At 63.0% G+C, this 24,419-nt stretch carries 21 protein-coding genes and 1 pseudogene; 14 read left to right on the top strand and 8 right to left on the bottom strand.

The genetic code is table 11. The features are described 5' to 3' along the window. Window positions 1-97 precede the first annotated feature (97 nt). From FJ934_RS17790 to FJ934_RS17775, 4 genes are all read right to left on the bottom strand, one after another. Window positions 98-1,117, bottom strand: a complete 1,020-nt coding sequence (locus FJ934_RS17790; RefSeq protein WP_140610917.1) for an ABC transporter permease — start codon at window positions 1,115-1,117, stop codon at window positions 98-100. Then, complete coding sequence (locus FJ934_RS17785; protein ID WP_246671550.1) at window positions 1,117-2,061, bottom strand: ABC transporter permease; 945 nt, start codon at window positions 2,059-2,061, stop codon at window positions 1,117-1,119. The genes FJ934_RS17790 and FJ934_RS17785 overlap by 1 nt, the downstream gene beginning before the upstream one ends. 208 nt (window positions 2,062-2,269) lie before the next feature. Further along, window positions 2,270-3,220, bottom strand: a complete 951-nt coding sequence (locus FJ934_RS17780; RefSeq protein WP_140610916.1) for a sugar ABC transporter substrate-binding protein — start codon at window positions 3,218-3,220, stop codon at window positions 2,270-2,272. A 112-nt stretch (window positions 3,221-3,332) separates the two neighbouring features. Further along, entirely contained in the window at window positions 3,333-4,379 is a 1,047-nt protein-coding gene (locus tag FJ934_RS17775; protein ID WP_140610915.1) for a sterol desaturase family protein, read from the bottom strand. A 187-nt stretch (window positions 4,380-4,566) separates the two neighbouring features. Here FJ934_RS17775 and FJ934_RS17770 point away from each other — a divergent pair, with 187 nt between their 5' ends. Further along, window positions 4,567-5,601, top strand: a complete 1,035-nt coding sequence (locus FJ934_RS17770; RefSeq protein ID WP_140610887.1) for a LacI family DNA-binding transcriptional regulator — start codon at window positions 4,567-4,569, stop codon at window positions 5,599-5,601. Between the two features lie 184 nt (window positions 5,602-5,785). Here the strand turns inward: FJ934_RS17770 and FJ934_RS17765 are convergent, their stop codons facing one another. After that, window positions 5,786-6,688 (bottom strand): GNAT family N-acetyltransferase, encoded by a 903-nt coding sequence (locus tag FJ934_RS17765; RefSeq protein WP_140610886.1) that lies wholly within the window; start codon window positions 6,686-6,688, stop codon window positions 5,786-5,788. A 233-nt stretch (window positions 6,689-6,921) separates the two neighbouring features. On the opposite strand from FJ934_RS17765, the gene argE reads away from it, so the two are divergent. From argE to FJ934_RS17735, 6 genes are all read left to right on the top strand, one after another. Continuing rightward, window positions 6,922-8,046 carry an acetylornithine deacetylase gene (gene argE / locus FJ934_RS17760; RefSeq protein WP_140610885.1) on the top strand — a complete coding sequence of 375 codons (1,125 nt, stop codon included), beginning with the start codon at window positions 6,922-6,924 and terminating at the stop codon, window positions 8,044-8,046. Between the two features lie 13 nt (window positions 8,047-8,059). Further along, the gene (locus tag FJ934_RS17755; RefSeq protein ID WP_140610884.1) at window positions 8,060-8,983 is read left to right on the top strand and encodes a glyoxylate/hydroxypyruvate reductase A; all 924 of its coding nucleotides are present in this window, start codon (window positions 8,060-8,062) and stop codon (window positions 8,981-8,983) included. Window positions 8,984-9,007: 24 nt separating this feature from the next. Continuing rightward, on the top strand, window positions 9,008-9,361 hold the full coding sequence (locus FJ934_RS17750) for a cupin domain-containing protein (RefSeq protein WP_140610883.1): 354 nt from the start codon (window positions 9,008-9,010) through the stop codon (window positions 9,359-9,361). 150 nt (window positions 9,362-9,511) lie between these two features. Further along, a complete protein-coding gene (locus FJ934_RS17745) occupies window positions 9,512-10,975 on the top strand; it encodes an aldehyde dehydrogenase (RefSeq protein WP_140610882.1) in 1,464 nt (487 codons plus the stop codon). Window positions 10,976-10,985: 10 nt separating this feature from the next. Continuing rightward, a complete protein-coding gene (locus FJ934_RS17740) occupies window positions 10,986-12,029 on the top strand; it encodes a tartrate dehydrogenase (protein ID WP_140610881.1) in 1,044 nt (347 codons plus the stop codon). 17 nt (window positions 12,030-12,046) lie between these two features. Beyond that, the gene (locus FJ934_RS17735) at window positions 12,047-13,504 is read left to right on the top strand and encodes an NAD-dependent succinate-semialdehyde dehydrogenase (protein WP_140610880.1); all 1,458 of its coding nucleotides are present in this window, start codon (window positions 12,047-12,049) and stop codon (window positions 13,502-13,504) included. A gap of 24 nt (window positions 13,505-13,528) precedes the next feature. Here FJ934_RS17735 and FJ934_RS17730 read toward each other — a convergent pair whose 3' ends face one another. Then, the gene (locus FJ934_RS17730) at window positions 13,529-14,803 is read right to left on the bottom strand and encodes an FAD-binding oxidoreductase (protein WP_140610879.1); all 1,275 of its coding nucleotides are present in this window, start codon (window positions 14,801-14,803) and stop codon (window positions 13,529-13,531) included. A gap of 16 nt (window positions 14,804-14,819) precedes the next feature. Next, window positions 14,820-15,488 carry a haloacid dehalogenase type II gene (locus tag FJ934_RS17725; protein WP_140610878.1) on the bottom strand — a complete coding sequence of 223 codons (669 nt, stop codon included), beginning with the start codon at window positions 15,486-15,488 and terminating at the stop codon, window positions 14,820-14,822. Between the two features lie 317 nt (window positions 15,489-15,805). Between FJ934_RS17725 and FJ934_RS17720 the strand changes: the two genes are divergently transcribed. The 7 genes from FJ934_RS17720 (at window position 15,806) to FJ934_RS17690 (ending at window position 24,205) form a co-directional block, all read left to right on the top strand. After that, the gene (locus FJ934_RS17720) at window positions 15,806-16,645 is read left to right on the top strand and encodes a GNAT family N-acetyltransferase (protein ID WP_140610877.1); all 840 of its coding nucleotides are present in this window, start codon (window positions 15,806-15,808) and stop codon (window positions 16,643-16,645) included. Between the two features lie 14 nt (window positions 16,646-16,659). Further along, complete coding sequence (locus tag FJ934_RS17715; protein WP_140610876.1) at window positions 16,660-18,033, top strand: aspartate aminotransferase family protein; 1,374 nt, start codon at window positions 16,660-16,662, stop codon at window positions 18,031-18,033. A 236-nt stretch (window positions 18,034-18,269) separates the two neighbouring features. Continuing rightward, the gene (locus FJ934_RS17710; protein WP_140610875.1) at window positions 18,270-18,992 is read left to right on the top strand and encodes an HAD-IA family hydrolase; all 723 of its coding nucleotides are present in this window, start codon (window positions 18,270-18,272) and stop codon (window positions 18,990-18,992) included. 65 nt (window positions 18,993-19,057) lie between these two features. After that, window positions 19,058-20,668 (top strand): ABC transporter substrate-binding protein, encoded by a 1,611-nt coding sequence (locus FJ934_RS17705; protein WP_140610874.1) that lies wholly within the window; start codon window positions 19,058-19,060, stop codon window positions 20,666-20,668. A gap of 86 nt (window positions 20,669-20,754) precedes the next feature. Next, window positions 20,755-21,705, top strand: a complete 951-nt coding sequence (locus FJ934_RS17700) for an ABC transporter permease (protein WP_140610873.1) — start codon at window positions 20,755-20,757, stop codon at window positions 21,703-21,705. After that, on the top strand, window positions 21,702-22,553 hold the full coding sequence (locus FJ934_RS17695) for an ABC transporter permease (protein WP_140610872.1): 852 nt from the start codon (window positions 21,702-21,704) through the stop codon (window positions 22,551-22,553). The genes FJ934_RS17700 and FJ934_RS17695 overlap by 4 nt, the downstream gene beginning before the upstream one ends. Next, entirely contained in the window at window positions 22,550-24,205 is a 1,656-nt protein-coding gene (locus FJ934_RS17690; protein ID WP_140610871.1) for an ABC transporter ATP-binding protein, read from the top strand. The genes FJ934_RS17695 and FJ934_RS17690 overlap by 4 nt, the downstream gene beginning before the upstream one ends. Here FJ934_RS17690 and FJ934_RS28440 read toward each other — a convergent pair. Continuing rightward, window positions 24,206-24,301 (bottom strand): annotated as a pseudogene (locus FJ934_RS28440) (Lrp/AsnC family transcriptional regulator); the annotation flags it as partial. Window positions 24,302-24,419: the final 118 nt, after the last annotated feature.

Here is a 24,419-nt window from a genome sequence, read left to right as displayed (position 1 = left end):
TGTGATTGATGCTGCCGACTAGCCAGGCTGTTCATCGAAACCCTATCCTTGGCCAACCATGTGACCGCGGGCTTGGACTGCTCTAACAACTCATTTCTCATGGGTTTGCTGGCTCCCGCGGCAGGCTTCGCTTGCTCCGCGGCCTGAAGTACAGAGCCAGGTCACGGAACGACTGGTTCATCAGCACGGCTATCAGGAGCATCACGCCGATGATCAGGTTCGACCAGTTTCGGTCGATCTGCGTAAAGTAGATGCCCTGGCTGACAATGGCGAAGGTGATGGTGCCAACGAAAATGCCGAGGACGGACCCGAAGCCGCCGGTCAGCAGGACGCCGCCCACCACCACGGAGACGATGGCGTTGAAGATGAAGTTCATGCCGCCGGAGACTTGGGCGGAATTGAACAGGATCGCCTGGCAGATGCCAACGAACGTTGCACTGACAGCGGACAACACAAACAGCGCAATGGTCATGCGGTCTGTCGGAATGCCAGCATTGCGGGCGCTGACACGGTCGCCGCCCATTGCAAAAAGCCAGTTGCCGTAGCGGGTTTTGTGCAGGACGAAACCCATGATTGTGGCGAATGCCACCCACCAAATGATGATGACTTGGTGACTGCCGCCGATCAGCTGGCCGAACAGGAATTTGGCCCAGTCCGGCGCGGTCACGGCAACACTGGCATTGCCGGTCAGAAGCACCGACGCACTGAGCACCACCCCTTGCATGGCGACCAGCGTGGCCAGGGTAATGATAAGCGAGGGCACGGAGGTACGTATCGTCAGCAGGCCGTTGACCAGGCCGACCGCCACGCCTATCGCCAGCGCTCCTGCTATTCCGACCGATATGGGCAGCCCGTAATAGCCAGTGAGGATGGCAGTGGTCATCGAACCCGCCGGGATCAGTGCGCCGATGGAGATGTCGAGCTCGCCTGAGATCATCAACAGGCCGACGGGAATGGCGACAATGCCGAGATTGGCCGCGAAATTGACCCAACTCGCCGCGCCAACGAGTGTGCCCAGATTGGCGCCGCCGAACAAAACGAAGAACAGCACCACGCCGATGAGACTGAGGATCGACCCGGCTTCCGGACGCCGCAACAAGGATCTGATTGCGTCCATCATGACCGCCCTCCCTTCTTCGACGAATAGCTGAGCGCGAGTTGCCGGAAGGTGTCGTTGGTCACCACCGCAATCAGGAGGAGCACGCCGATGATGACGCTTCCAACATTGGGGTCCAAACTCGTGAAGTAGATGCCCTGGTTCACGATCGAGAAGGTGAGAGTGCCGAACACGATGCCAACGACCGAGCCGAAGCCACCGGTGAGCAAAACGCCGCCGATGACCACGCACATGATGGAATTGAAGATGAAGGACTGGCCCGCCAGAACCTGCGCACTCTGATAGACCATCACCTCGCTGACGCCGACGAAAGCGGCGCTGAAGCCGGACAGCATGAAAAGGCCGATGCTCAGGCGCTTGGTTGGGACGCCGACATTGCGCGCGCTCTCCTTGTCGCCGCCGAGCGCATAGATCCAGTTGCCTATCGGCGAGATGTGCAACAGCCAGAACAGGCCAACCACGAACACCACCCACCACAGGATCGTGACCTGGAACATGCCACCGAGATAATCACCGAGGATTTCCTTGGTGAACGGATCCGGCACAAGCGAGACCCCGGTACTGCCAGCGATCTTGACGGTGAGACCCAGCGTCAGACCCATCGTGCCGAACATGGTGCCGATGGTGATTATCAGGGATGGGATGGACGTTCTCGTAACGAGCAGGCCGTTGAGGAGGCCGACGGCGAGACCGAGTCCGAGCGCGGCCGTTATGCCAAGCCAGTCGGGGAGCCCATAGTGACCGGAGATGATGGCAGCGGTCAGCGATGCCGCCGGGATCACGGCGCCGACCGAGATATCTAATTCGCCAGCGATCATCAGCAACCCTATCGGCAGCGCGATGATGCCGATCTCGGAAGCGATGTTCAACCAACTCGCCGCGCCGGCTGCTGACATAAAGCCGCTTCCGCCGAACACGCCGAAGAAAAGAAGAACAGCGATCATGCCGAGAAACGAGCCCGACTCTGGTCGTCGCGCCAGGCGGCCGAATGCCAGTCCGGACTGCGGGCGGTCAATCGCCGGCGTTGATGTGGACGTCACGGGATGTGCCATTAGGGTAATCCGCGAGCTTACGGCCAGCCTTGATGTCGCCGCCGCAGAGAGAGGAAAAAGGGCCGCCGCCGCAAACGCGAAAGCGGCCCAGGCGGGAGGATTATCGCGTCCCGGCCTTCACGCCAGCGATGGTGGCGTCGACATTTGCCTTGTCGATGATGCCTGGTCCCGTAAGGATCTCGCGGGTGGGCACCGACAAACCATAGTTGACGTGGCCATTCAGGATCGCAACGGCCAGGTATCCCTGCAGGTAGCCTTGCTGATCGATCGCGCAGGCCTGCTTGCCATCCTTGATGTTGTTCAGGATGGTTTCGTCAAAGTTCATGCCGCAGAGTTGCACTTTCCCGACCTTGCCGGCCTGCGTAAGACCGTTCATGGCGGAGTTGGCGTCGACGTTGCCGATCGTAAAGACAGCGTTCACATCCTGGTGCTGCAGCAGATAGGCTTTCACCGCCTGCGCGACGGCCGTGGCCGAGCCGAAGGATGTAGCAGGCAATGGCAGGACGTCGGCTTCGCCGCCGCCATTGGTCATGCCTTCCTTGAAACCGCCGCAGAAGGCCTCGATGTTGGCGGCGCCTGGCAGCGTGTTGATGCAGACGCCCTTCTTGTTGCCGCCCTTGGCAAGGTACTCGCCAGCCGCGACACCGCCCTTGTAATCGTCCGAGCCGACATAGTTCATGGCGCCAAGACGATCGGCCGCTTTCAGCCCGCCGGCATTGTAGATGAGCAGCGGAATGCCAGCATCCCTGACAGCCTTGAACGCAGGGTCCATCGCTTCCGGCACCCAGTCCGGGCCGACAATGGCGTCCGCCTTCTGGTCGATGGCTTGGCGGATCAGTTCGGCGGCGTCGACGCCTAGATTGTCGTAGTTCTGCGGCCCGAGCCAAGTGACCTTGCCACCCTGAGCCTCGACCACCTTGCCGGCGTCTTCGGCGCCGCGCTTGACGATCGACCAGAACGGATCGTCGGGCTTGCCGCCGACGACGAAGATGTTGGCGGCAAGCGTCGCGCCGGTGCTGAAGCCGACCAGCACCGCTGTCGACACAAGCATCTTGAAAAGCTTCATGGTTTTTCCTCCCAGATTAACCCGTAGGGTTTCGACAAAAGTCTTCCTGTTCCAGGCCCGCTCCTCACGGACTCAGCCGAAACAGCGCTTGGTTTCGTTATTCGGCCGGCATTCCAGACGCTGGATCGCCGCGGCCTTCCTGTCGGCTCCGTACCTTTTCCTTTTTCTTGCGAAAGCGGGTCTTCATGACTTCGTCGGCTTCCTTACTTCCGTCGTGCCAAGTGCCGAACAGCTTATCGAGGGGCACAAGCCCGTCGCCGCCGTAATTCACCTCGAAGTATTTGTGGTGCAGGTAATGCACGTAAGAATGGCTATCGAGATTGATCTTGTCGGTGATTTCAAACGTCTCGAAGCCGAGATGGCCGTTGACCGCGCCGAAGCCCGCTCCATGCAGCGTGAAATAGGCGCAGACCGGGTTGGACGGGATCAACAGGTGCAGCCAGGCTTCGGCATGATAGAGGAAGCCCTCAACCGGATGCATCGACAGCGACGACCACGGGCTCGGATTGATCGAATTGTGGTGGACCGAGTGCACCCATTTGTAGAGCGGAGGCCAATGGATCGCCCGGTGCAGGAAGAAGAAATAGACCTCATGCACGGCAGGCGCGATAAGCACCAGGAACGACAGGTAAAGCCAGTTCGTGGTCCATGGCAGCCAGACCGCCCAGCTGTTGGCATAGACCCACAACATCACGATCTCGACTACCGTCCACAGTGGTATGGTGACGAAAAACGAGCGGGCGAAATTGTCGATGTTCTGGCTTTGAAACCAGAACACATCGGACGGCGCGTCCGAGGGAAACTTTGGATTGTACTTGAAGCGGTTCTGTTGTTTGCGCTGGACATAGTAGCGCAGCTCGAAGAAGCCGTAGAAAAGAAAAATCCCAGCGGCGTTGAGGCCGTATAGCCAAAGGTAGTTTAGCAGCGAAAGGCTCGCGAGGCTCTGCCAGCTCGGGATCAGCAGGTTGACCCAAATGAGCGACGTGGCGAGGTGGAAGGTATTCCACGGCCAGAAGAATTCAGGAATCCAGGCCAAGACCTTTTTCGCATTGAACGGACGGTGCCAGATCGGTGCCGGCGCGGCGCGCAGGTGCGGGGCCCAATTGCCGCGCTTGTCGCGTGTTCCATACTGAAGGTCATCCATCATAACAGCGCCTCCTCGCCCGGTTCATTCTGGGGTTCGGACCCCGCCCCAGGGCTCAGCCGATCGAGCCCCTATTCGGCGCAATTCATATCGGAGGGTTGATATTCGGAGAAGCTAGAAATAATATCAAAATTGCATTTGTATCATTTAGCTTCAATCATGATGATACAGCCAAGGGACGGGTTTGGTGAAGCGGCCGACAATCCAAGATCTGGCTACCGCGGCAGGCGTATCGGTGGCGACTGTGAACAGAATTTTGGGTGGCACCGTTTCCGTGCGGCCGAAAACTATCCAACGCGTCCAGAGCGCTGCGGAAGAAATTGGCTTTTACGGGATCGGCGCAATCGACGATCGGGCCCGTAAAATATCGCCGCATTACCGATTGGGTTTCCTGCTCCAGCAGTCGACCCGTGACCTCTACCAGTTGTTCGGGAAGAAGATCGTTACCGCCTGTCGCGAGCGTCGGGACGAGGTCATCGACCCTGTCGTCGACTTCGTCGATATTTTGACGCCGGATACTATTTCGAACCGCCTTATCGCGCTCGGCGAGAAATGCGACGCCGTCGCGGTGGTCGCGGCGGATCACCCGATCATTGGCCAAGCCATCCGTTCCCTGAAGGAGATGGGAAAACCAGTTGTTTCCTACATCACGGATCAGTCGGCGCCTGAAAGGGCGGCCTATGTGGGCACGGACAACTGGAAGCTGGGGCGTACAGCTGCATTTTTGATTGCCCAAACCACCCACGGTCCTGGTCGAATTGCGGTTTTCATTGGCAACCATCGATATCAGTGCCAGGACGTCTCAGACGCCAGCTTCCGTTCGTATTTGCGCGAACACGCTCCACGGCTCACGGTGGAGGAAAGCCGCCCAACCCACGAGGAATCGAATGAGGCTTACCGAATGGTCGCCGAGTTGCTTAAGACAACCGCCGATCTCGTGGGAATTCTGATCGTCGGCGGCGGAATTACCGGTGTCCTTCGTGCATTGAGAGAGGTCCCTTCGGAAAGGCGTTCGGGCATCAGGGTAGTATGCCGCGACATTGGTCCTGAGACTCGCAGGGGATTGTCGGAAGGGTTAATCACTGCAGCTCTCTGTCACCCGCTTGAGGCGACCTCCGCCCTTCTCGTGCAGACCATGATCGATGTCAGCGGACCACAAGCACCGCTCGCAACTCTTCAACGGTCCATACCGTTCGAAATAGTCACGCCGGAGAATATCTGAGGGTGGCTGCTAGGTCACACTCGGACATCTGATTAGGAGTCTGCTTTCAGGTGACTGGCGGCTTCTGGCCTGAGAGGTCCATGTCCGGACGTTCAGATCTTAAGGCTTGAGGCTGGAACCGGTCCAGTTGGAGATACATAGGGAACAACCGTGCAATGGTTGAATTGTCGACGAAAGCACCGGACTATCCGAGAGTTTGGCTCGCCAGAGCATAGGTCTTCGGCGTAGCCGAGCCGCCGACGGAGAAATCGGCGAGGCGTTTGCCCAGCGACATGGTCAGCACCGTATCGAAGACCGGCATTCCGGCGTTCGAGAGAAAGGCGGCGAACTCGCCGCTGTCCATGTGGGTGTCGACCCGAAGGAAAGACCCCGAATGGTCGGCGACGTGCGGCCGCACGATAGCTACGGCGTCGGTATCGCTTTCGGCCACGACCGGTCCCACCACGTGGCCGCGCCCGAACGGCCGGCAGAGCGCGAAGGCGCTCAGCCTGTCGCCCTTGAAAAGCCCATAGCCGGCCGAATGCGCGAAGAGCATTTCAATAAGCCGCGTCCGCTTCACGCCAAAGCCGGCCGCGTCGAGCGCGATCCCTGCCGGAATATCGCTTGCCGCCAAAGCCCGGATGTCGCCGCGCGCGCCCGGCTCACTATCCGTTGTTGGTATGCGGGCTATGCCCTGGCATTGATAGACGGTCTTCTCAGGCTGGAAGTCGAGCGAAAGGTAGAGCCGCCTTGCCGCCCTGGTCGCGTTGAGGCGCAGGTCGCGCCCTGCGACCTTCTCGAAGACCCGCTGCATCAGCCATTGCCCCGCACCGAGCGTCTGCAGTCGCGGCGAGGTGATGACCATTCCAACGGTCGCGAAATCGGCGCCATGCGCGAACCACATGGCCGAGCCCAGAACACGGCCAATCTCATCAAGCGCCACGAGCCCTTGCCCCACTTCGCGCAGGAACTGCCAGTCTTCGGCTCGGTGCGGCCATCCCACGGATAGGGAGTGCGCGTGCAACCGGTCGAGTTCGATGCCCTCGATGTCGCCGATGCGCATCAAGAAGGCATCGATTTTGAAACTTCCGGACGGCTTCAATTTCATGCCTCAGAACGATTGCATAACGGGTGACACACAATGGCCGCCCGCCCCTGCCAACGCTAGACAACCAGGTCGATACGATTTGCTCGAAAGGCGCGCGCCAACGCAAGATTCGACTGAAACATTTCCGCTTTCAGCACGCAATCGCGAAAGAAGCCGCACATGCTGTTCCAAGTTGTTGCAGCATACGGTCGACGGCACCCATCCGGCGCAACCGAAATCCGTTGAGGGCTGGAATGGACGTCTTTGATATCCTCGACCGTCTCATCGCCTTTCCATCGGTCGCTGGCAAACCCAACGGTGATATCGCCGGCTGGATCGAAACCTATCTCATGGAACATGGGACGCAGGTCACCGTCCTCCCCGGACCGGAAGGCGATCGTTCCAATCTTTTCGCGACGATCGGCCCTGCTGATGCCCCCGGCTACATACTGTCCGGCCACATGGACGTCGTCCCCGCCGCCGAGCCGCAATGGACCTCGGCCCCTTTCGCGCTGCGGCAGGAGGGCGAAAGGCTCTACGGACGCGGCACCACCGACATGAAAGGGTTTCTTGCCGCGGTGCTCGCGGCTGTGCCTGCACTGACGGGACTGCGCCTCGCCAGGCCGATCCATCTCGCCTTCTCCTATGACGAGGAGGTGGGGTGCCGCGGCGTACCGCATCTGATTGCCCGCCTGCCTGCCCTTTGCGCGAAGCCGCTCGGCGTCATCGTCGGCGAGCCGAGCGCCATGCGCGCCGTGTGCACCCACAAGGGCAAGGCCGCCGCCCGCGTGACGATCAACGGGCGCTCCGGCCATTCCTCGCGGCCCGATCTCGGGCTCAACGCTATCCATGCCATGGCCGAGGCGCTGAGCGCGGCCGTGAGCGAAGCCGAGCGGTTGACGCATGGTCCGTTCGACCCTGCCTTCGAGCCGCCCTACTCCTCGCTGCAGGCGGGCGTGGTGGCAGGCGGACAGTCAGTCAACATCATTCCAGACACCTGCACTTTGGACCTGGAGGCGCGCGCCATACCCGGCGTCGATCCGGCCAGCCTGCTTGCGCCCGTCAAAGCGCAGGCAGAGGTTCTTACGGCCGACGGCTTCCGGGTCGAATGGACGCCGATCAGCGCCTATCCGGCGCTATCGCTTCCGCGAGACGCGGCGCTGGCGACCCTGATGGGCGAGTTGACCGGCGAAGCGCCGCTCGGCGCCGTCAGCTACGGCACGGAGGCCGGCCTGTACCAAGCCGCCGGCTTGGACGCGATCATCTGCGGCCCAGGCGACATTGGCCGCGCCCACAAGCCGGACGAGTACATCCTTGCGAGCGAACTCGCCGCCTGCCAGCGATTGATCGGGGCGCTGGGCACGCGCTGCGCGTCGTGACGAGGCAACCACGATGACATTCCTGTTCAATTCCGATGCGCGCCGCGGTGCCGTCTTCGCCGAGGCGTTCGCGGGGGAACTACCGGACGTCCCCTTCACGATCGATGCCGCAACAGTCGATCCCGACGCCGTGCGTTACCTGATCAGCTGGACCGTGCCGGACAACCTCGCCCGCTACAGGAACCTGGAAATCCTGTTTTCCATCGGCGCCGGCGTCGACCAGTTTCGCCTCGATGCGGTGCCTCAAAACGTGAAGGTCGTGCGTATGATCGAGGAAGGCATCGCGCGCATGATGCAGGAATATGTGACGCTGGCCGTGCTCGCGCTCCACCGCAACCTGCCGGCCTATCTGGCGCAGCAGCGCGCCGGCCAGTGGAACGATATCGCGCAACTTCAGGCCCGGTCGCGCCGGGTCGGCGTGCTCGGCCTCGGACAGCTTGGCCAGGCCGTCCTGGACAGGTTGAAGCCCTTCGGATTCCCGCTTGCCGGCTGGAGCCGCTCGCCGCGACGGATCGAGGGCGTTACCTGTAATCATGGCGAGCTCGGGCTGGAACAGATGCTCGCGGCCAGCGACATACTGGTCTGCCTGCTGCCGCTGACCGAGGAGACGCGTGGGTTCCTCAATGCCGACCTGTTCGCGAGATTGCCCAAGGGCGCGGCTCTCGTCCACACTGGGCGCGGACCGCAGCTCGACCATAAAGCGCTTGTCGCCGCGCTGGACAGCGGCCATCTGTCGTCGGCGATGATTGACGTGACGGATCCCGAGCCGCTGTCCGCTGGCCATCCGTTCTGGTCGCATCCGAAGATCATCCTGACCCCGCATGTCGCCAGCGTCACCCAGCCCGCGACTGCCGCGCGCGCCGTAATCGACAACATCAGGCGCCACCGCGCCGGACTCGATCCCATCGGGCTCGTCGACCGCTCGCGCGGCTATTAAAACCTCAACTGGAAGGACTATACCTTGCTCCTGCTCAAGACCGTCGACACCAATCCAGCCTTTTCACCGCGCGAATCCAAGGCGTTGCCCGAACGGCTGATTGCCGGCAATCCCGCCTTCAAGACCTGGGCACAGGACGTGGCCAGGGACGACCTCGTCCATACCGGCATCTGGGAGGCGACGCCTGGGGAGACGCGCTCGATCAAGGGGGAGACCTTCGAGTTCTGTCACATCCTCTCCGGCATGGTCGAAATCACCCCCGACGGCGGCAAGCCGGTGACCTACCGCGCCGGCGACAGCTTTGTGATGAAGCCTGGCTTCACCGGAGTTTGGAAGACCATCGAAACGGTGCGCAAGATCTACGTAACCGTGGGGTAGAGGGCGTGGGCGACAGGCGCCGACCTGCGCGGAAGATTTTGCCGTCCCCCGCGCCCAGCACGCAACATTCGTCGGCGACGGGCCGCCGAACAGCGCAAGCTGCGTGCTGGCACGCGCTACGCTCCGGTCAATGCAGGAAAGTGGTCGCCCATGAGCCTAAGCTTCGATCCGGATACAGTTCCCTTCCCCGTTGGGCATTTCATTGGCGGAGAGCTGATCGCGGCCGAGGGTGCGATCGAGATGCGCCGACCGTCCGACGGCAAGTCATACACCGCCTGCCCCATTGCCGGCAGCGACATCGTCGCCCGCGCGGTAGAGAGCGCCAAAGCCGCACTGAAGTCCAGCAACTGGGGCGGCATTCGGCCTCGCGAACGCACCAAGGCGCTCCAGGCCTGGGCAGACCTGATCGAGGTGGAAGCCGAAACGCTCGCCAGGATCGAGGCCATGAGCTCGACCCGGCCCGTGGGACAGCTCATCGCCGGCGACATCGCCGTCACCGCCGAGCAGATCCGCTTCTTCGCCGAGTTCGCCGACAAGGAAGGCAGCGAGCTCGTGCCGACCGACGATGCCAGCCTCGGCATGATCATGAGCGAACCCTATGGCGTGGTCGGCGCGATCACACCGTGGAACTTTCCCATTTCCATGGCCGGCTGGAAGCTCGGCCCGGCGCTGGCCGCCGGCAATGCCGTCGTGCTGAAGCCCTCCGAGATGACGCCCTTCTCGGCAGTCTACATGGCGCAGCTCGCCGTCAGAGCAGGCTTGCCGGCCGGGCTCATAAACATCGTGCTCGGCGACGGCCCGACGACCGGCACGGTGCTCACCGGCCATCCAGAGATCGCCAAGGTCAGCTTCACCGGCTCGACCCGCGCCGGCTCGGCCATCATGGAGAATGTCGCGCGCACCGGCGTCAAGCCGATGACGCTGGAGCTCGGCGGCAAAAGCCCGCAGCTCGTCTTTGCGGATGCCGATCTCGACAAGGCGGCGACAGCGATCGCCGGCAGCGTCACCTTCAACGCCGGCCAGGCCTGCGTCGCCGGCACGCGCCTGATTGTCGAGAAGACCGTTGCGGACAGGCTGACGGCCGCGATTCTGGAGCGGATGAAGGCGGTGCGCCCGGGCCCTACCTGGGACGAGGCGACGCACTATTCGCCCATTATCTCAGACAGGCAACGGACACGTGTCGATGGCATCGTGCGGGCCGCCATCGAGGCCGGCGGCGAATGCCTGACCGGCGGCGGGGCGATGGAGAACCCCGGCTATTTCTACGAGCCGACGCTGATTGCCAATGTCGACCAGGCCAATCCGGCGATCGTCGAGGAGATCTTCGGTCCGGTCCTGACCGTCCAGACCTTCGAGACCGAGGACGAGGCGCTGGCGCTCTCCAGCCATCCGACCTACGGCTTGGCTTCCGGCCTGTTCACCGCCGACCTGTCCCGCACGATCCGCATCGCGCGCAAGCTCGAAGCGGGCACCGTCTGGGTCAACCGCTACAGCCGCTCGCGCGACCACATCCTGCCGACCGGCGGCTACAAACGCTCCGGCATCGGCAAGGACCTTGGCCGCGAGGCCTATCTCGCCAATCGCAGGACCAAAAGCGTCCTGGTCAGCCTCTAGAGAGATGCCGATGAAGTCCTATTCGATCGCCCTGATCCCCGGTGACGGCATCGGCAGCGATGTGACCGCCGCCGCGTGGACGGTGCTGGAAACGGTGGCCACGCAGTCCGGCTTTGCGCTAGGGGCAACCGAATTTCCCTGGTCCTGCAAATTCTACAAGGAAACCGGCCGCATGATGCCGGCGGATGGCATTGAGACCCTGCGCGGCTTCGACGCCATCCTGCTCGGCGCGGTCGGCTGGCCGGCGGAGGTGCCGGATTCCGTCTCGCTCCACGGCCTGCTGCTGCCAATCCGCAAGGCATTCGTGCAGTACGCCAACATACGGCCGCACCGCCTGCTTCCCGGCGTCACGGGACCGTTACGGGCGGAAAACTTTGACATCCTGTGCATCCGCGAGAACACCGAAGGCGAATATTCCGGCGCCGGCGGGCGCGTGCATCAAGGCACTGCGGACGAGGTCGCCGTAGAGACCTCGATCTTCACCCGCGCCGGCGTGGAGCGCATCCTTCGCTTCGGCTTCGAGCAGGCACGGGCACGGCGGGGCAAGCTTGCGTCCGTCACCAAATCCAATGCGCAGAAATATTCTATGGTGTTCTGGGACGAGATCACGCGAAAGCTCGCCGCGGAATACTCCGACGTCGCCGTGACCAGCTATCATGTCGATGCGCTTGCCGCGCGCATGATCATGGCACCGGAAAGTCTGGACGTGGTCGTCGCGTCCAATCTCTTCGGTGACATCCTGACCGATATCGGCGCAGCGATCCAGGGCGGGCTGGGCTACGCCGCCTCCGCCAACATCAACCCCGACCGCTCGGCGCCATCCATGTTCGAGCCGGTGCACGGCTCCGCGCCTGACATCGCCCATCTCGGCATCGCCAATCCGATCGCCGCCATCTGGTCCGGCGCCATGATGCTCGATCATCTCGGCGAAAAGGCTGCGGGCGGCCGTGTCATGAAGGCGCTCGAGGCGACGACCGCCAGAGGCATCGGCACCATTGCCGGCAAGGACCGGACGGAGGCCATCACGGCCACCGTCATCGCGGCACTCACCTGATTGCAAGGTCGATTTCGATGAAAAACTTGAAGGACAAAACTCTTTTCCGCCAGGCAGGCCTGATCGGTGGCGAATGGGTCGGGGCCGGCTCCGGCAGAACGGTCGATGTCGTCGATCCGGCGACGCAGACCGCGATCGGCGCGGTGCCCGACATGGCCGGCTCCGAGACCCGCGCGGCCATTGACGCGGCGGCTTCCGCCTATCGGGATTGGCGGAAAAAGACCAACGCCGAACGCGCTGGCCTCCTGGAAGCTTGGCACGGCCTGATGCTCACCCATCTGGACGATCTGGCACTGATCCTGACAACGGAACAGGGCAAGCCACTGGATGAGGCCAGGGGCGAGATTCGTTATGGCGCATCCTTCGTCAAATGGTTCGCCGAGGAGGCGCGCCGCATCAACGGCCACACCATCCCGGCGCCAACATCCGACCGCCGCATCATCGTGTTGAAGGAACCGGTCGGGGTGTGCGGCATCATCACGCCGTGGAATTTCCCGAATGCGATGATCACCCGCAAGGTCGCGCCGGCGCTCGCTGCCGGCTGCACCGTGATCGTCAAGCCGTCCGAGTTCACGCCCTATTCGGCGCTGGCGCTCGGCGTGCTCGCCGAACGGGCGGGCATTCCCGCCGGGGTCATCAATATCGTCACCGGCATGCCGGCCGAGATCGGCAACGAGATCATGGCGAACGAGACCGTGCGCAAGATCTCCTTCACCGGCTCGACGCGAGTCGGCTCGCTGCTGATGCGCGGGGCGGCCGACAGCGTGAAGCGGCTCAGCCTGGAGCTCGGCGGCAATGCGCCCTTCATCGTCTTCGACGACGCCGACCTCGACCTCGCCGTCGAGGGCGCGCTCGCCTCGAAGTTCCGCAATGGCGGTCAGACCTGCGTTTGCGCCAACCGCATCCTCGTCCAGGCCGGCGTCTACGAAACTTTCGCCGCGAGGCTTTCCGCCCGCGTCAACGCCATGACAGTCGGGCCAGGCACACAGCCCGGCGTCACCATCGGGCCGATGATCAACATGGCAGCGGTCGAGAAGATCAACCGGCACGTCGAGGACGCGCTCGCCAAAGGCGCCGCAATCGTCACGACGAGCCCGGCACTGCCGGAGGGAGCTCAGTATGTCGCGCCGCTGGTGCTGACGGGCGCGACAAAGGATATGCAGCTCGCCGGCGAGGAGACCTTTGGTCCGGTCGCGCCGCTTTTCCGCTTCGAGACGGAAGAGGAGGCAATCGCGCTGGCCAACGGCACGCCCTATGGGCTTGCCTCCTACTTCTACACCGAAAACCTGCAACGCGCCTGGCGTGTCGGCGAGGCACTGGAGTTCGGCATGGTCGGGCTCAACACCGGCTCGGTGTCGATGGAGGTGGCACCCTTCGGCGGCGTCAAGCAGTCCGGCCTCGGGCGCGAGGGGGCACAGGCCGGCATCGAGGAATATCTCGAGATGAAGAGCTTCCATATCGGCGGGCTGGGCTGAGGCCCGGCCGCGCCGGATTGCTGATTACCGTATCCGGTCGAGCGCCTTGTAGTAGAGCCCGACCATCGGCAGGAACCAGGGCTTGCCCGAGTAGCCTGGAATAGATGGCCACTCGAGCCCCCTCATCGGATTGCGGTCCTCGCGGCCAAGCATGGCGTCGGCCAGGATCATGCCGAGATGGGTGGAAAGCTGCGCGCCGTGGCCGGAATAGCCCATCGCGTACCAGGCTCCGTCCTGGTAGCCGGCGCGCGGGAAACGGTCCTTGGTCATATCGACCAGCCCGCCCCAGCAATAGTCGATCTCGATCTTGGCGAGTTGCGGGAAAATCGCGGCGAGGCCCGCCTGCAATATCTGTCCGCTCTTGGCGTCGGAGCGCTGGTCGGATGTCGCCGAAAAGCGCGCGCGGCCGCCGAAGATCAGGCGCTTGTCCGGCGAAAGCCGGAAATAGTTGCCGATGTTCATCGAGGTCACGCATGTCCGGTTGCCAGGCATGGTCGCTGCGATCTCGGCATCGCTCAACGGTCTGGTGGCGATTATGAAGCTGCCGACGGAGATGATCCTGCGGCGGAAATAGCCGAAATTCGGCGTGGTGTAGGCCCCGGTCGCCACCAGCAAATTGTCGGCGCTGATCCGGCCGCGGGAGGTGGTGATCTGATGCCTGTTGCCGGCCTGCTTGCGGTCAGTCACCACTGCGTTCTCGTGGATGACGGCGCCGTGGCGGACGGCGGCCGTGGCGAGGCCGGCCACATAGCGGCCCATATGCATCATGGCGCTCTTCTTCGACAGCATCGCGCCATGGAAGGGAGAGCCGATCTCGGACTTGAGATCGGTCGCCGACAGCAGCGCCGTGTCCGGATCCACCTCGGCATGAATGGCTTCGAAGTTGCGCGCGATCGCTTCGAAATGCTGCGGCTTGGAGGCGAGTTTCAGCTTGCCGGCGCGGCGGAAATTGCAATCGATGCCTTCCTCGGCGACCAGCGCCTCGATAGTGTCGATGGAACTGTCCAGCGCGCGGTAAAGTGCGATCGCCCGTTCCTTGCCGAGCTCCGCCTTGGCCGAAAGGTAGCTATGCGCAAGGCCGTTGTTCAGGTGCCCGCCATTGCGCCCCGACGCGCCCCAGCCCACCCGCTCCGCTTCCAGCACTGCCACCTTCGCGCCCGCCTTCGCCAGATGGCGCGCGGCGGCGAGACCGGTGAAGCCGCCGCCGACGATGGCGGCGTCGTAGTGCCCCTGGACCGGGCCTTGCGCGCCGCCGGAAAAGACTGGGGCGGTATCGTGCCAGTAGGAGACCAACTTCATCGGCATCCTGCCTGTCTCAAAGCCCGACCACGCTCGGAAGACTCGAAATATCGGCGATCTCGACATAGCCGTAATACGGGTTGGCCGGTTCGTGGCCGCGATTGACCCAGACCTTGTTCTTGATGCCGAGGTCGTGTGCCGACATCAGGTCGTAGCGGAACGACGACGAACAGTGAAGCACCTCTTCCGGGCCGCAGCCCAGCATGTCGAACATATACTCGAACGTCCTGAAGCGGGGTTTGTAGGCCTGCGCCTGTTCGGCCGTGTAGACGGTATGGAATGGCGCGCCGAGCTTTTCGACATTGGACATGATCTGCGCGTCCATGGCGTTGGAGAGGATGACCAGCGGGATTTCCTTGGCGACCTTCGCCAAGCCGGCCGGGACGTCAGGATGCGGCCCCCAGGTCGGGACGCGCTCATAGACCATTCTGGCGTCCTCGGCGCTGAAGGCGACGCCGTTGCGCTTGCAGGCGCGTTCGAGCGCGTTGTGGACGACATCGGCATAGGGCTTCCAGTCACCCATGATCTCGTCGAGCCGGTAGGCCGCGAAGTTCTTGATGAACTCCTGCATGCGCGGTTCGTCGAGACGGCTGCCGTAGAGATCGCGCGCCGCTTCCGCCATCTGGAAGAAGGTCAACGTGCCGTAGCAGTCGAAGGTGATGTATTTGGGCCTGAAGGAAGCCATGTCCGTCGATCTCCGGTGGAAGCACATCCGCATTCGGGATGCCTGATCATATGCCGGCACACGGCGAGTCACCTGACCGAAATGAACCTCCCGAAAGCAGAAAGTTCCGTATCCGCCATCCCGTTTGGCACGCTGTAGCATCTTGCCTGGCGATGGCAGCGCGGTTTCGTGGCGTGGCGCGTTCGCTTCGGATGGCGCCGGCACAAGATGCGGCGCGCCCGTCGCGCTACGGCGAAAGATACTGCCAAAGCCGAGGTCTTCAGACGATCTGCTGCGCGCCGATGGCCGAAACTTGGCATCAGACGAAAGGACGCTCAATGCAGCAGGGCGAGATCGAACTCCAGGCCTTCCGGCCCGACCACATCGAGGGCGCGGTGGCGCTTTCCCGCCAGGAGAAATGGCCGCATCGGCAGCAGGACTGGCAGATGGCTCTGCAGCTTTCGAGCGGCGCGGTCGCGCTCGACGACCAGGGCCGCGTCGCCGGAACCATCCTGGTCACGCCCTACGGCAAGGACTGCGCCATGATCAACATGGTGATCGTCGACAGGAACGCGCGGGGCAAGGGGCTCGGGCGCCGTCTCATGGAGCAAGCCTTCACCCTCGCGGGCGAACGTCCGCTGCGGCTCGTCGCGACGACCGACGGCATGCCTCTTTATCAGAAGCTGGGCTTCGTGCCCTCCGGCACCATCATGCAGCATCAGGGCAAGGTCACCAAGCTTGAGGCGCCCGACGGCGTGGACGCAGCAAGCGCCGATAACCTGCCGGAAATCAAGGCGCTGGACCGCGGTGCCTATGGCGCCGACCGTGAAGCCCTGATCGATGCGCTGGCCGAGCGCGGCCAATTCGCCGTGATCCGCCGCAACGGGGCCATCGAGGCCTATGCCGCGATCCGACCGTTCGGACGCGGCGAGGTGATCGGTCCGGTCATCGCGGGAAGTGCTGACGCCGCGAAGGCCCTGATCGCGTTCTTCGCCGCGACCCGCCCCGGCGCCTTCCTGCGTGTCGATACCGACAGCAGGACCGGCATTGCCGGCTGGCTCGAGGAAATCGGCCTCGCCCATGTCGGCGGCGGGGTGGCCATGGACCGTCCGCCCAAGAAAGATTCTGGACAGTCCAGGCCAAAAATTTTCGCCCTCGCCAACCAGGCGCTTGGCTAGTCCGGAGGACAACAATGCTCGCCAATTCCCTGATCGAACTCGACCGCGCCCATCTCATCCATCCGGTCGCCTCCTATCGCGGCCATGAGGCGGTCGGCGTACGCGTGCTGAAATCGGCCAAGGGCGTCACCGTGACCGATGCGTCCGGCCGGCAACTTCTCGACGGTTTCGCGGGATTGTGGTGCGTCAACGCCGGCTATGGCCACGACAGCATCGTCGAGGCGGCAGCCCGGCAGATGCGCGAACTCCCCTACGCCACCGCCTATTTCGATCTCGGCTCGGAGCCGGCCATCCGGCTCGCCTCGGAACTGGCCGAGCGCGCCCCAGGCGACCTCAACCACGTCTATTTCACGCTCGGGGGGTCGGACGCGGTCGACAGCACGATCCGTTTCGTCCGCTACTACTGGAATGCCAGGGGCGAGCCGAAACGCGATCAGTTCATTTCCATCGAGCAGGGTTATCACGGCTCGTCGGTGGTCGGCGCGGGCCTGACCGCCCTGCCCGCCTTTCATGCCGGCTTCGGCATTCCCTTCGAATGGCAGCACAAGATCCCTTCCCCCTATCCCTACCGCAACCCGGTCGGCGAGGACGGCAACGCGATCATCGCCGCATCGCTCGCCGCACTGAGGGCCAAGATCGAGGATCTCGGGCCGGAGCGGGTCGCCGCCTTCTATGCCGAGCCGATCCAGGGCTCGGGCGGCGTCATCGTCCCGCCGAAAGGCTGGATCAAGGCCATGCGCGAACTCTGCCGGGAGTACGGCGTCCTGTTCATCGCCGATGAGGTGATCACCGGCTTCGGCCGCACCGGGCCCCTGTTTGCCTGCACGGACGAGGACATCGTTCCCGATTTCATGACGACCGCGAAGGGCCTGACCTCGGGCTATGTTCCGATGGGCGCGGTGTTCATGGCCGACCATGTCTACGAGGTCATCGCCGATGGCGCGGGCGCCTCGGCGGTCGGCCACGGCTATACCTATTCCGCCCACCCGGTCAGCGCCGCCGTCGCCCTCGAAGTTTTGAAGCTCTACGAAGACGGTCTTCTGGAGAACGGCATCAAGGCCGGCGCCCGCCTGATGGCTGGCCTGTGGGGCTTGCGCGATCACCCGTTGGTCGGCGATGTGCGCGGTCGCGGCATGCTCGCGGCGATCGAACTGGTCGTCGACAAAGAGAAGAAGACGCCGCTTCCGGCGTCGGCCATGCCGGCGCGGCGGGTCTTCGACAGGGCATGGGACAACGGCCTCATCATCCGTGCGTTTGCGCATGGGGTTATCGGCTATGCACCCCCGCTGTGCTGCACAGACAGCGACATCGACGTGATCGTCGAGCGCACGCGCCGAACGCTCGACCAGACGCTCGAGGACCCGGATGTTCGCCAGGCCCTGCCATGACGAGCAGCGAATATTTCGTGTCTCGAAATATCGCCGGGGCAGATGATTTCGCAATTTTGTGCCGCCCCCTTACGCCTTTTCGGCGAATCCAGCGCGGGGGAAGTGCCAGACTGCTCTTAAGACAAGGCCAGAAGACCCGAATTTCCGGGCCTTTGAAAAGGCCGACGCCCCGGACAGCACGGAATTTTGTTCTGTTCAGCACGATTAATTCGGCCGCGCGCAGAGGAGAGCCAGTCTTGGCCAGGGGCTTCAGCGAATTCAAATATATGACCTTCGACGTTGTCGGCACGCTGATCGACTTCGAAGGCGGCATTACGACCTGCATGGCCGGGATTGCCGCCGAGGCCGGCGTTGCCATCGATGGCGAAGCCGCGCTGGCTCTGTACCGGCAGGCTCGCTACATGCCCGATGCGGGCCTGTTTCCCGACGATCTCGTGCGTGTCTACATGGTTATCGCGCCACAGCTCGGCCTGCCGGCCGAGGAGAAATATGGCGTCCGGCTGCGGGACTCCGCCAGTGCCTGGCGAGGTTTCCCCGACAGCGCGGCGGCATTGGCCGAGCTTGCGAAGTCACACAAGCTGATTGCCATGACCAATGCCCGGCGCTGGGCGCTCGATCATTTCGAGAAGCAGCTCGGATCACCCTTCTTCGCCACCTTCACGGCCGACGATACCGGCACGGAAAAACCCGACCCTGCTTTCTTCCAGAAGGTCTTCGATTTCGTGGCCTCTCGCGGCGACAGCAGGGACGACATCCTGCATGTGGCGCAAAGCCAGTATCACGACATCGGCATCTCCCGGGCGCTCGGCATGACCAATTGCTGGATCGAGCGCCGGCACGCCCAGAAGGGCTATGGCGGCACGATCGAGCCCGAGCGCTTCACCGTACCAGACCACCACTTCACCTCGATGGCCTCCCTTGCAGCGGCCGTTCGGGAAAGCCTGAAGGAACGAACCTGAGCCAAAGCTCGGAAAGCCGCAGCAAGACGAGCATCCTGACCAAACAAACAGAAAGGGGAATGAACATGACCGACAAGATCACGAACTGGACCAGCGCAGACGATGCCATGGTCGAAAATGCCATTCGGCGGGGTGCAAGCCGCCGCGAACTTCTCAAGATGCTGTTGGCTGGTGGCGCCGCGGTTGCCGCGGGCAGCCTGGTGCTCGGCCGCGCCACCCAGGCTGTAGCCGCCACGCCGGTCTCCGGCGGAAATTTCAAAGCCGCCGGCTGGTCGTCCTCGACCGCCGATACGCTCGATCCGGCAAAGGCGTCGCTCTCCACCGACTATGTCCGCTGCTGCTCGCTTTACAACCGACTGACTTTCCTCGACAAGGATGGCGTCACGCAGATGGAGCTGGCCGAAAGCTTCGACAGCAAGGACGCCAAGACCTGGACCGTGAAGCTGCGCAAGGGCGTCACCTTCCACGACGGCAAGGACCTCACCGCCGACGACGTCGTCTTCTCGCTGAAGCGCCATCTCGACAAGTCGGTCGGTTCCAAGGTCGCCAAGATCGCGGCGCAGATGACCGGCTTCAAGGCGGTCGACAAGTCGACCGTGGAAATCACGCTCGCCGACCCGAATGCCGACCTGCCGACCATCCTGGCGCTGCACCATTTCATGATCGTCGCGGACGGCACCACGGACTTCTCCAAGGGCAATGGCACCGGCGCGTTCGTGCTGCAAACGTTCGAGCCTGGCGTGCGTTCGGTGGTCACCAAGAACAAGAACTACTGGAAATCGGGCAAGCCCTACCTGGATTCGTTCGAATTCATCGCCATCAGTGACGACAGCGCCCGCGTCAACGCGCTCTTGTCCGGCGACATCAGCTTCGCCGCCTCGATCAATCCGCGCGCGATGAAGCTCATCAGCGGCCAGCAGGGCTTCGAAGTGTCGAAGACGACCTCGGGCAACTACACGGATCTCAACATTCGGCTCGATATGGACCCCGGCAGCAAGGCCGACTTCGTGGCCGGCATGAAATATCTCGTCAACCGCGAGCAGATCGTCAAATCGGCGTTGCGTGGCCTCGGTGAAATCGGCAACGACCAGCCCGTCTCGCCGGCCAATGTCTTCCACAACGCCGACGTCAAGCCGAAGGCTTTCGACCCGGACAAGGCGAAGTTCCACTTCCAGAAGGCAGGCCTGCTCGGCCAGTCCATCCCGGTGGTCGCTTCCGACGCCGCCACCTCGTCGATCGACATGGCTGTGATCATCCAGGCCGCCGGCGCGGATATCGGTATGAAGCTCGACGTCCAGCGCGTCCCGGCCGACGGCTACTGGGACAATTACTGGCTCAAGGCGCCAATCCATTTCGGCAACATCAATCCGCGCCCGACGCCGGACATCCTGTTCTCGCTCCTCTACGCATCCAACGCGCCGTGGAACGAAAGCCAGTACAAGTCCGAGAAGTTCGACAAGATGCTCATCGAGGCGCGCGGCCTGCTCGACCAGGCCAAGCGCAAGGAGATCTATGGCCAGATGCAGGCTATGGTCTCCGAGGAAGCCGGCACCATCATCCCGGCCTACATTTCCAATGTGGATGCCCTCTCCAGCAAGGTGAAGGGTTTGGAGGCGAACCCGCTCGGTGGCATGATGGGCTACGCAATGGCGGAATATCTCTGGCTCGAAGCCTGAGGGAAGCCAGCCGGGGGCCAGTCAGCCAGCCCCCGGCATTTCATTGCGCAAGATTGCTTGGCCGAACAACCGCAGGGAGCGCTTCCATGACGTCTGGGGTTCTCAACCTCGTGCTGAAGCGGCTGGGGATCGCGGCCGTCACGCTTCTGATCGTGCTGTTCGCCGTGTTCTTCGCCACCAGCATGCTGCCTGGCGACACCGCGTCGATCCTGCTTGGCCAGGCGGCGACTCCCGAAGCCGTCGCCGGCCTGCGCGAGGCCATGCATCTCAACGATCCGGCGATCCTTCGCTTCCTGCGCTGGCTTCTCGGCCTGCTCCACGGCGACCTCGGCACCTCCTATGCCAACCAGATGCCGGTCGCGGCGCTGATCGGCGGTCGCTTCGTCAACACCATGGAGCTTGCCGGCATCACCACCCTGCTCTCGGTGCCCCTGGCGCTGACGTTGGGTATCACCGCCGCCATGCTGCGCGGCTCCCTCTATGATCGCACCGTCACCGTCGTTTCGATCGGCGTCATCTCCGTGCCGGAATTCATGGTCGCGACCCTCGCCGTCCTGCTCTTCGCCGTTTATCTTAAATGGCTGCCGGCGCTGTCCTCGGTCAATGAGGCGCATACTCTGACCGACCTCGTGCGCATCTATGCAATGCCCGTGATCACGCTGACCTTCGTCATCTCCGCCCAGATGATCCGCATGACCCGCGCGGCGGTACTCGAAACGCTCTCCGCGCCTTATGTCGAGATGGCGCTTCTCAAAGGCGCCTCACGCGGCCGCATGGTGCTCAAGCACGCACTTCCCAACGCGCTCGGGCCGATCGTCAACGCGGTCGCGCTCTCGCTGTCCTATCTGGTCGGCGGCGTCATCATCGTCGAGACGATCTTCAACTATCCCGGCATCGCCAAGCTGATGGTCGATGCCGTCGCCACCCGAGACCTGCCGCTGATCCAGAGCTGCGCGATGATCTTCTGCCTCGGCTATCTCTTGCTCATCACCGCCGCCGATGTCGTCGCCATCATGTCCAACCCGAGGCTCAGATGACGGTTGCGCGCGCCACAACCTCCCGTCGGTCCTTCCTGGGCCACAGCTACAGTCTCGTGGGCATCGTGGCCGCTTTGGTCATCCTGGCTTGGACGCTCGTCGCGATCCTCGCGCCCTACATCATTCCTCATTCGATTGGAGACATCGTCGACGACGATTATTTCGGCCCGATGCGTCAGGGGTTATGGCTCGGCTCGGACTATCTGGGGCGCGACATGCTCTCGCGGGTGCTCATGGGTGCGCGCTACACCGTCGGCATATCGCTCGCCGCCGTCGCCATCGCCTGCTTCTCGGGCGTCGTGCTGGGGATGATCGCGGCCGTCACCGGCGGCTGGCTCGACACCTGCCTCAGCCGCTTCCTCGACGCCTTGAATTCCATTCCCAGCAAACTGTTCGGCCTTGTGGTCGTCGCCGCGGTCGGCTCGTCGATCCCGGCGCTGATCCTGACGCTGGCCGTCATCTATATACCAGGCGCCTACCGCTTCGCGCGGGCGCTCGCCGTCAACATCAACACCATGGATTTCATGACCGTCGCTCGCGTCCGTGGCGAGAGCATCGTCTATCTCATCGGGTCGGAGATCCTGCCCAATATCATCCGCCCGGTGCTCGCCGACTTCGGCCTGCGCTTCGTCTTCATCGTGCTCCTGCTCTCCGGCCTCTCGTTCCTGGGGCTCGGCTTGCAGCCGCCGCTCGCCGACTGGGGCGCGCTGGTGCGCGAGAACATCGGCGGCCTGCCCTTCGCGGCGCCGGCAGTCATCGTGCCTTCGCTGGCGATCGCCAGCCTCACCATCAGCGTCAACCTGCTGATCGACAACCTGCCGCAGAAGATCAGGGACAGGAACGCATGACCAATCTCGTCGAGGTCCGGAACCTGAGGATCGAGGCGACGACCGACGCCGGACGTGTCGTCGAAATCATCAAGGGCGTCAGTCTCGATATCGCCGACGGCGAGATCGTCGCCCTGATCGGCGAGAGCGGCTCCGGCAAGACAACGGTGGCGCTCTCGCTCATGGGGCACGCGCGACCGGGCTGCCGGATCACCGGTGGCGAGATCAATGTGAACGGCAAGAACATGGCCGCACTTTCCGAAAAGCAGCGCGCCAGGTTGCGAGGCACCGACATTGCCTATGTTCCGCAAAGTGCCGCAGCCTCGTTTAATCCCTCGTCGACCATCATGGAGCAGGTGATCGAGGTTACGCGCATCCACAGGCTGATGCCCCCCCAGAAGGCGCGAAAGCGGGCTGTCGAGCTGTTCAGGGCCTTGTCGCTGCCGGATCCGGAAGGGATCGGCGCCCGTTATCCGCACCAGGTTTCAGGTGGGCAATTGCAGCGGCTGTCGGCGGCCATGGCCCTTATCGGCGATCCCAAGCTGGTTATCTTCGACGAGCCGACGACGGCACTCGACGTGACGACGCAGATCGACGTGCTGAAGGCATTCAAGTCGGTCATGCGGGCGGGTGGGATAGCTGGAGTCTATGTTTCCCACGATCTCGCCGTCGTCGCCCAGATCGCCGACCACATCGTCGTGCTGAAGGGCGGCGAAGTGCAGGAGACCGGCAGCACGGTTCAGATTCTTTCGGCTGCCCAGCACGCCTACACGCGCGAACTGCTTGCTGCCTTCGAACCGAAGCCGCGGCAAGCGCATGCGGACGCAGATGCCGGCGCGAAGCCGTTGCTGCGCATCGACAATGTGACGGCCGGCTATGGCGCGCTGCGAGATGACGGACTGCCACTTATCCGGGCCGTCGATTCCGTCAGCCTCGTCGTCAAGAAAGGGCGCAACCTCGGCGTCATCGGCGAATCCGGCTGTGGAAAATCGACGCTCGCGCGCGTCATCGCCGGCATTCATCCGGCCGCGGCCGGCGACATCATCTTCGACGGCAAGCAACTGCAGCGTGCCGCAGGCAAACGCAGCCAGGACCAGCTGCGCGAGATGCAGATCGTGTTCCAGTATGCCGACACCGCGCTCAATCCAGCCAAGCCGATCGAAGACATCATCTCCCGTCCGCTGGCCTTCTATCACCGGCTCGACCGGCAGGCGCGCTCGAAGCGCGTCGACGAACTGCTTGACATGGTCCGCCTGCCGCGGGCGTTGCGCTACCGTCGCCCGTCGGAGCTCTCGGGCGGCCAGAAGCAGCGGGTGAACTTCGCGCGCGCCCTGGCGGCCGGGCCCAAGCTCATCATCTGCGACGAAATCACCTCGGCGCTCGACACGGTAGTGGCGGCCGCCGTGATCGAACTGCTCAAGGACCTGCAGCGCGAGTTGGGGCTTTCCTACATTTTCATCAGCCACGACCTCTCGGTCGTCGAAGCGATCTGCGACGAGATCATGGTCATGTACAATGGCGAGCGGGTGGAGCAGATTACGCCCGACAAATTGAAGGCGCCCACCCACCCCTATTCGAAGCTTCTGTTCTCCTCAGTGCCGAAGCTCGATCCGACATGGCTCGATGGCCTCGTCCGAGACCCCGAGCTGGTCAGCCAGTACGGCCATCGCTGACTAAAAGGGAAAGAGGCGGGGCAGCGGCATATGCGCCGTGACGGTGGGAGACCTCAGCACCGGGAAGCTGAAACACCTGTCAATGCCGATATCCATGTGGTGAGCCGCTCATGAAGCTCGATGTCAATTCGATCGAGTTCCATGAACTGCCCAGGAATAGAGGTGTTGGGAGCCGCCGTCAGGCTCCGCCGTCATCCGTGACGCGGAACTCTCC

This window comes from Mesorhizobium sp. B2-4-12 (assembly GCF_006441575.1).
Lineage (GTDB): Bacteria > Pseudomonadota > Alphaproteobacteria > Rhizobiales > Rhizobiaceae > Mesorhizobium.
Note: the sequence above shows the minus strand (reverse complement) of the source record. Positions and strands in the feature narration are given on the sequence as shown.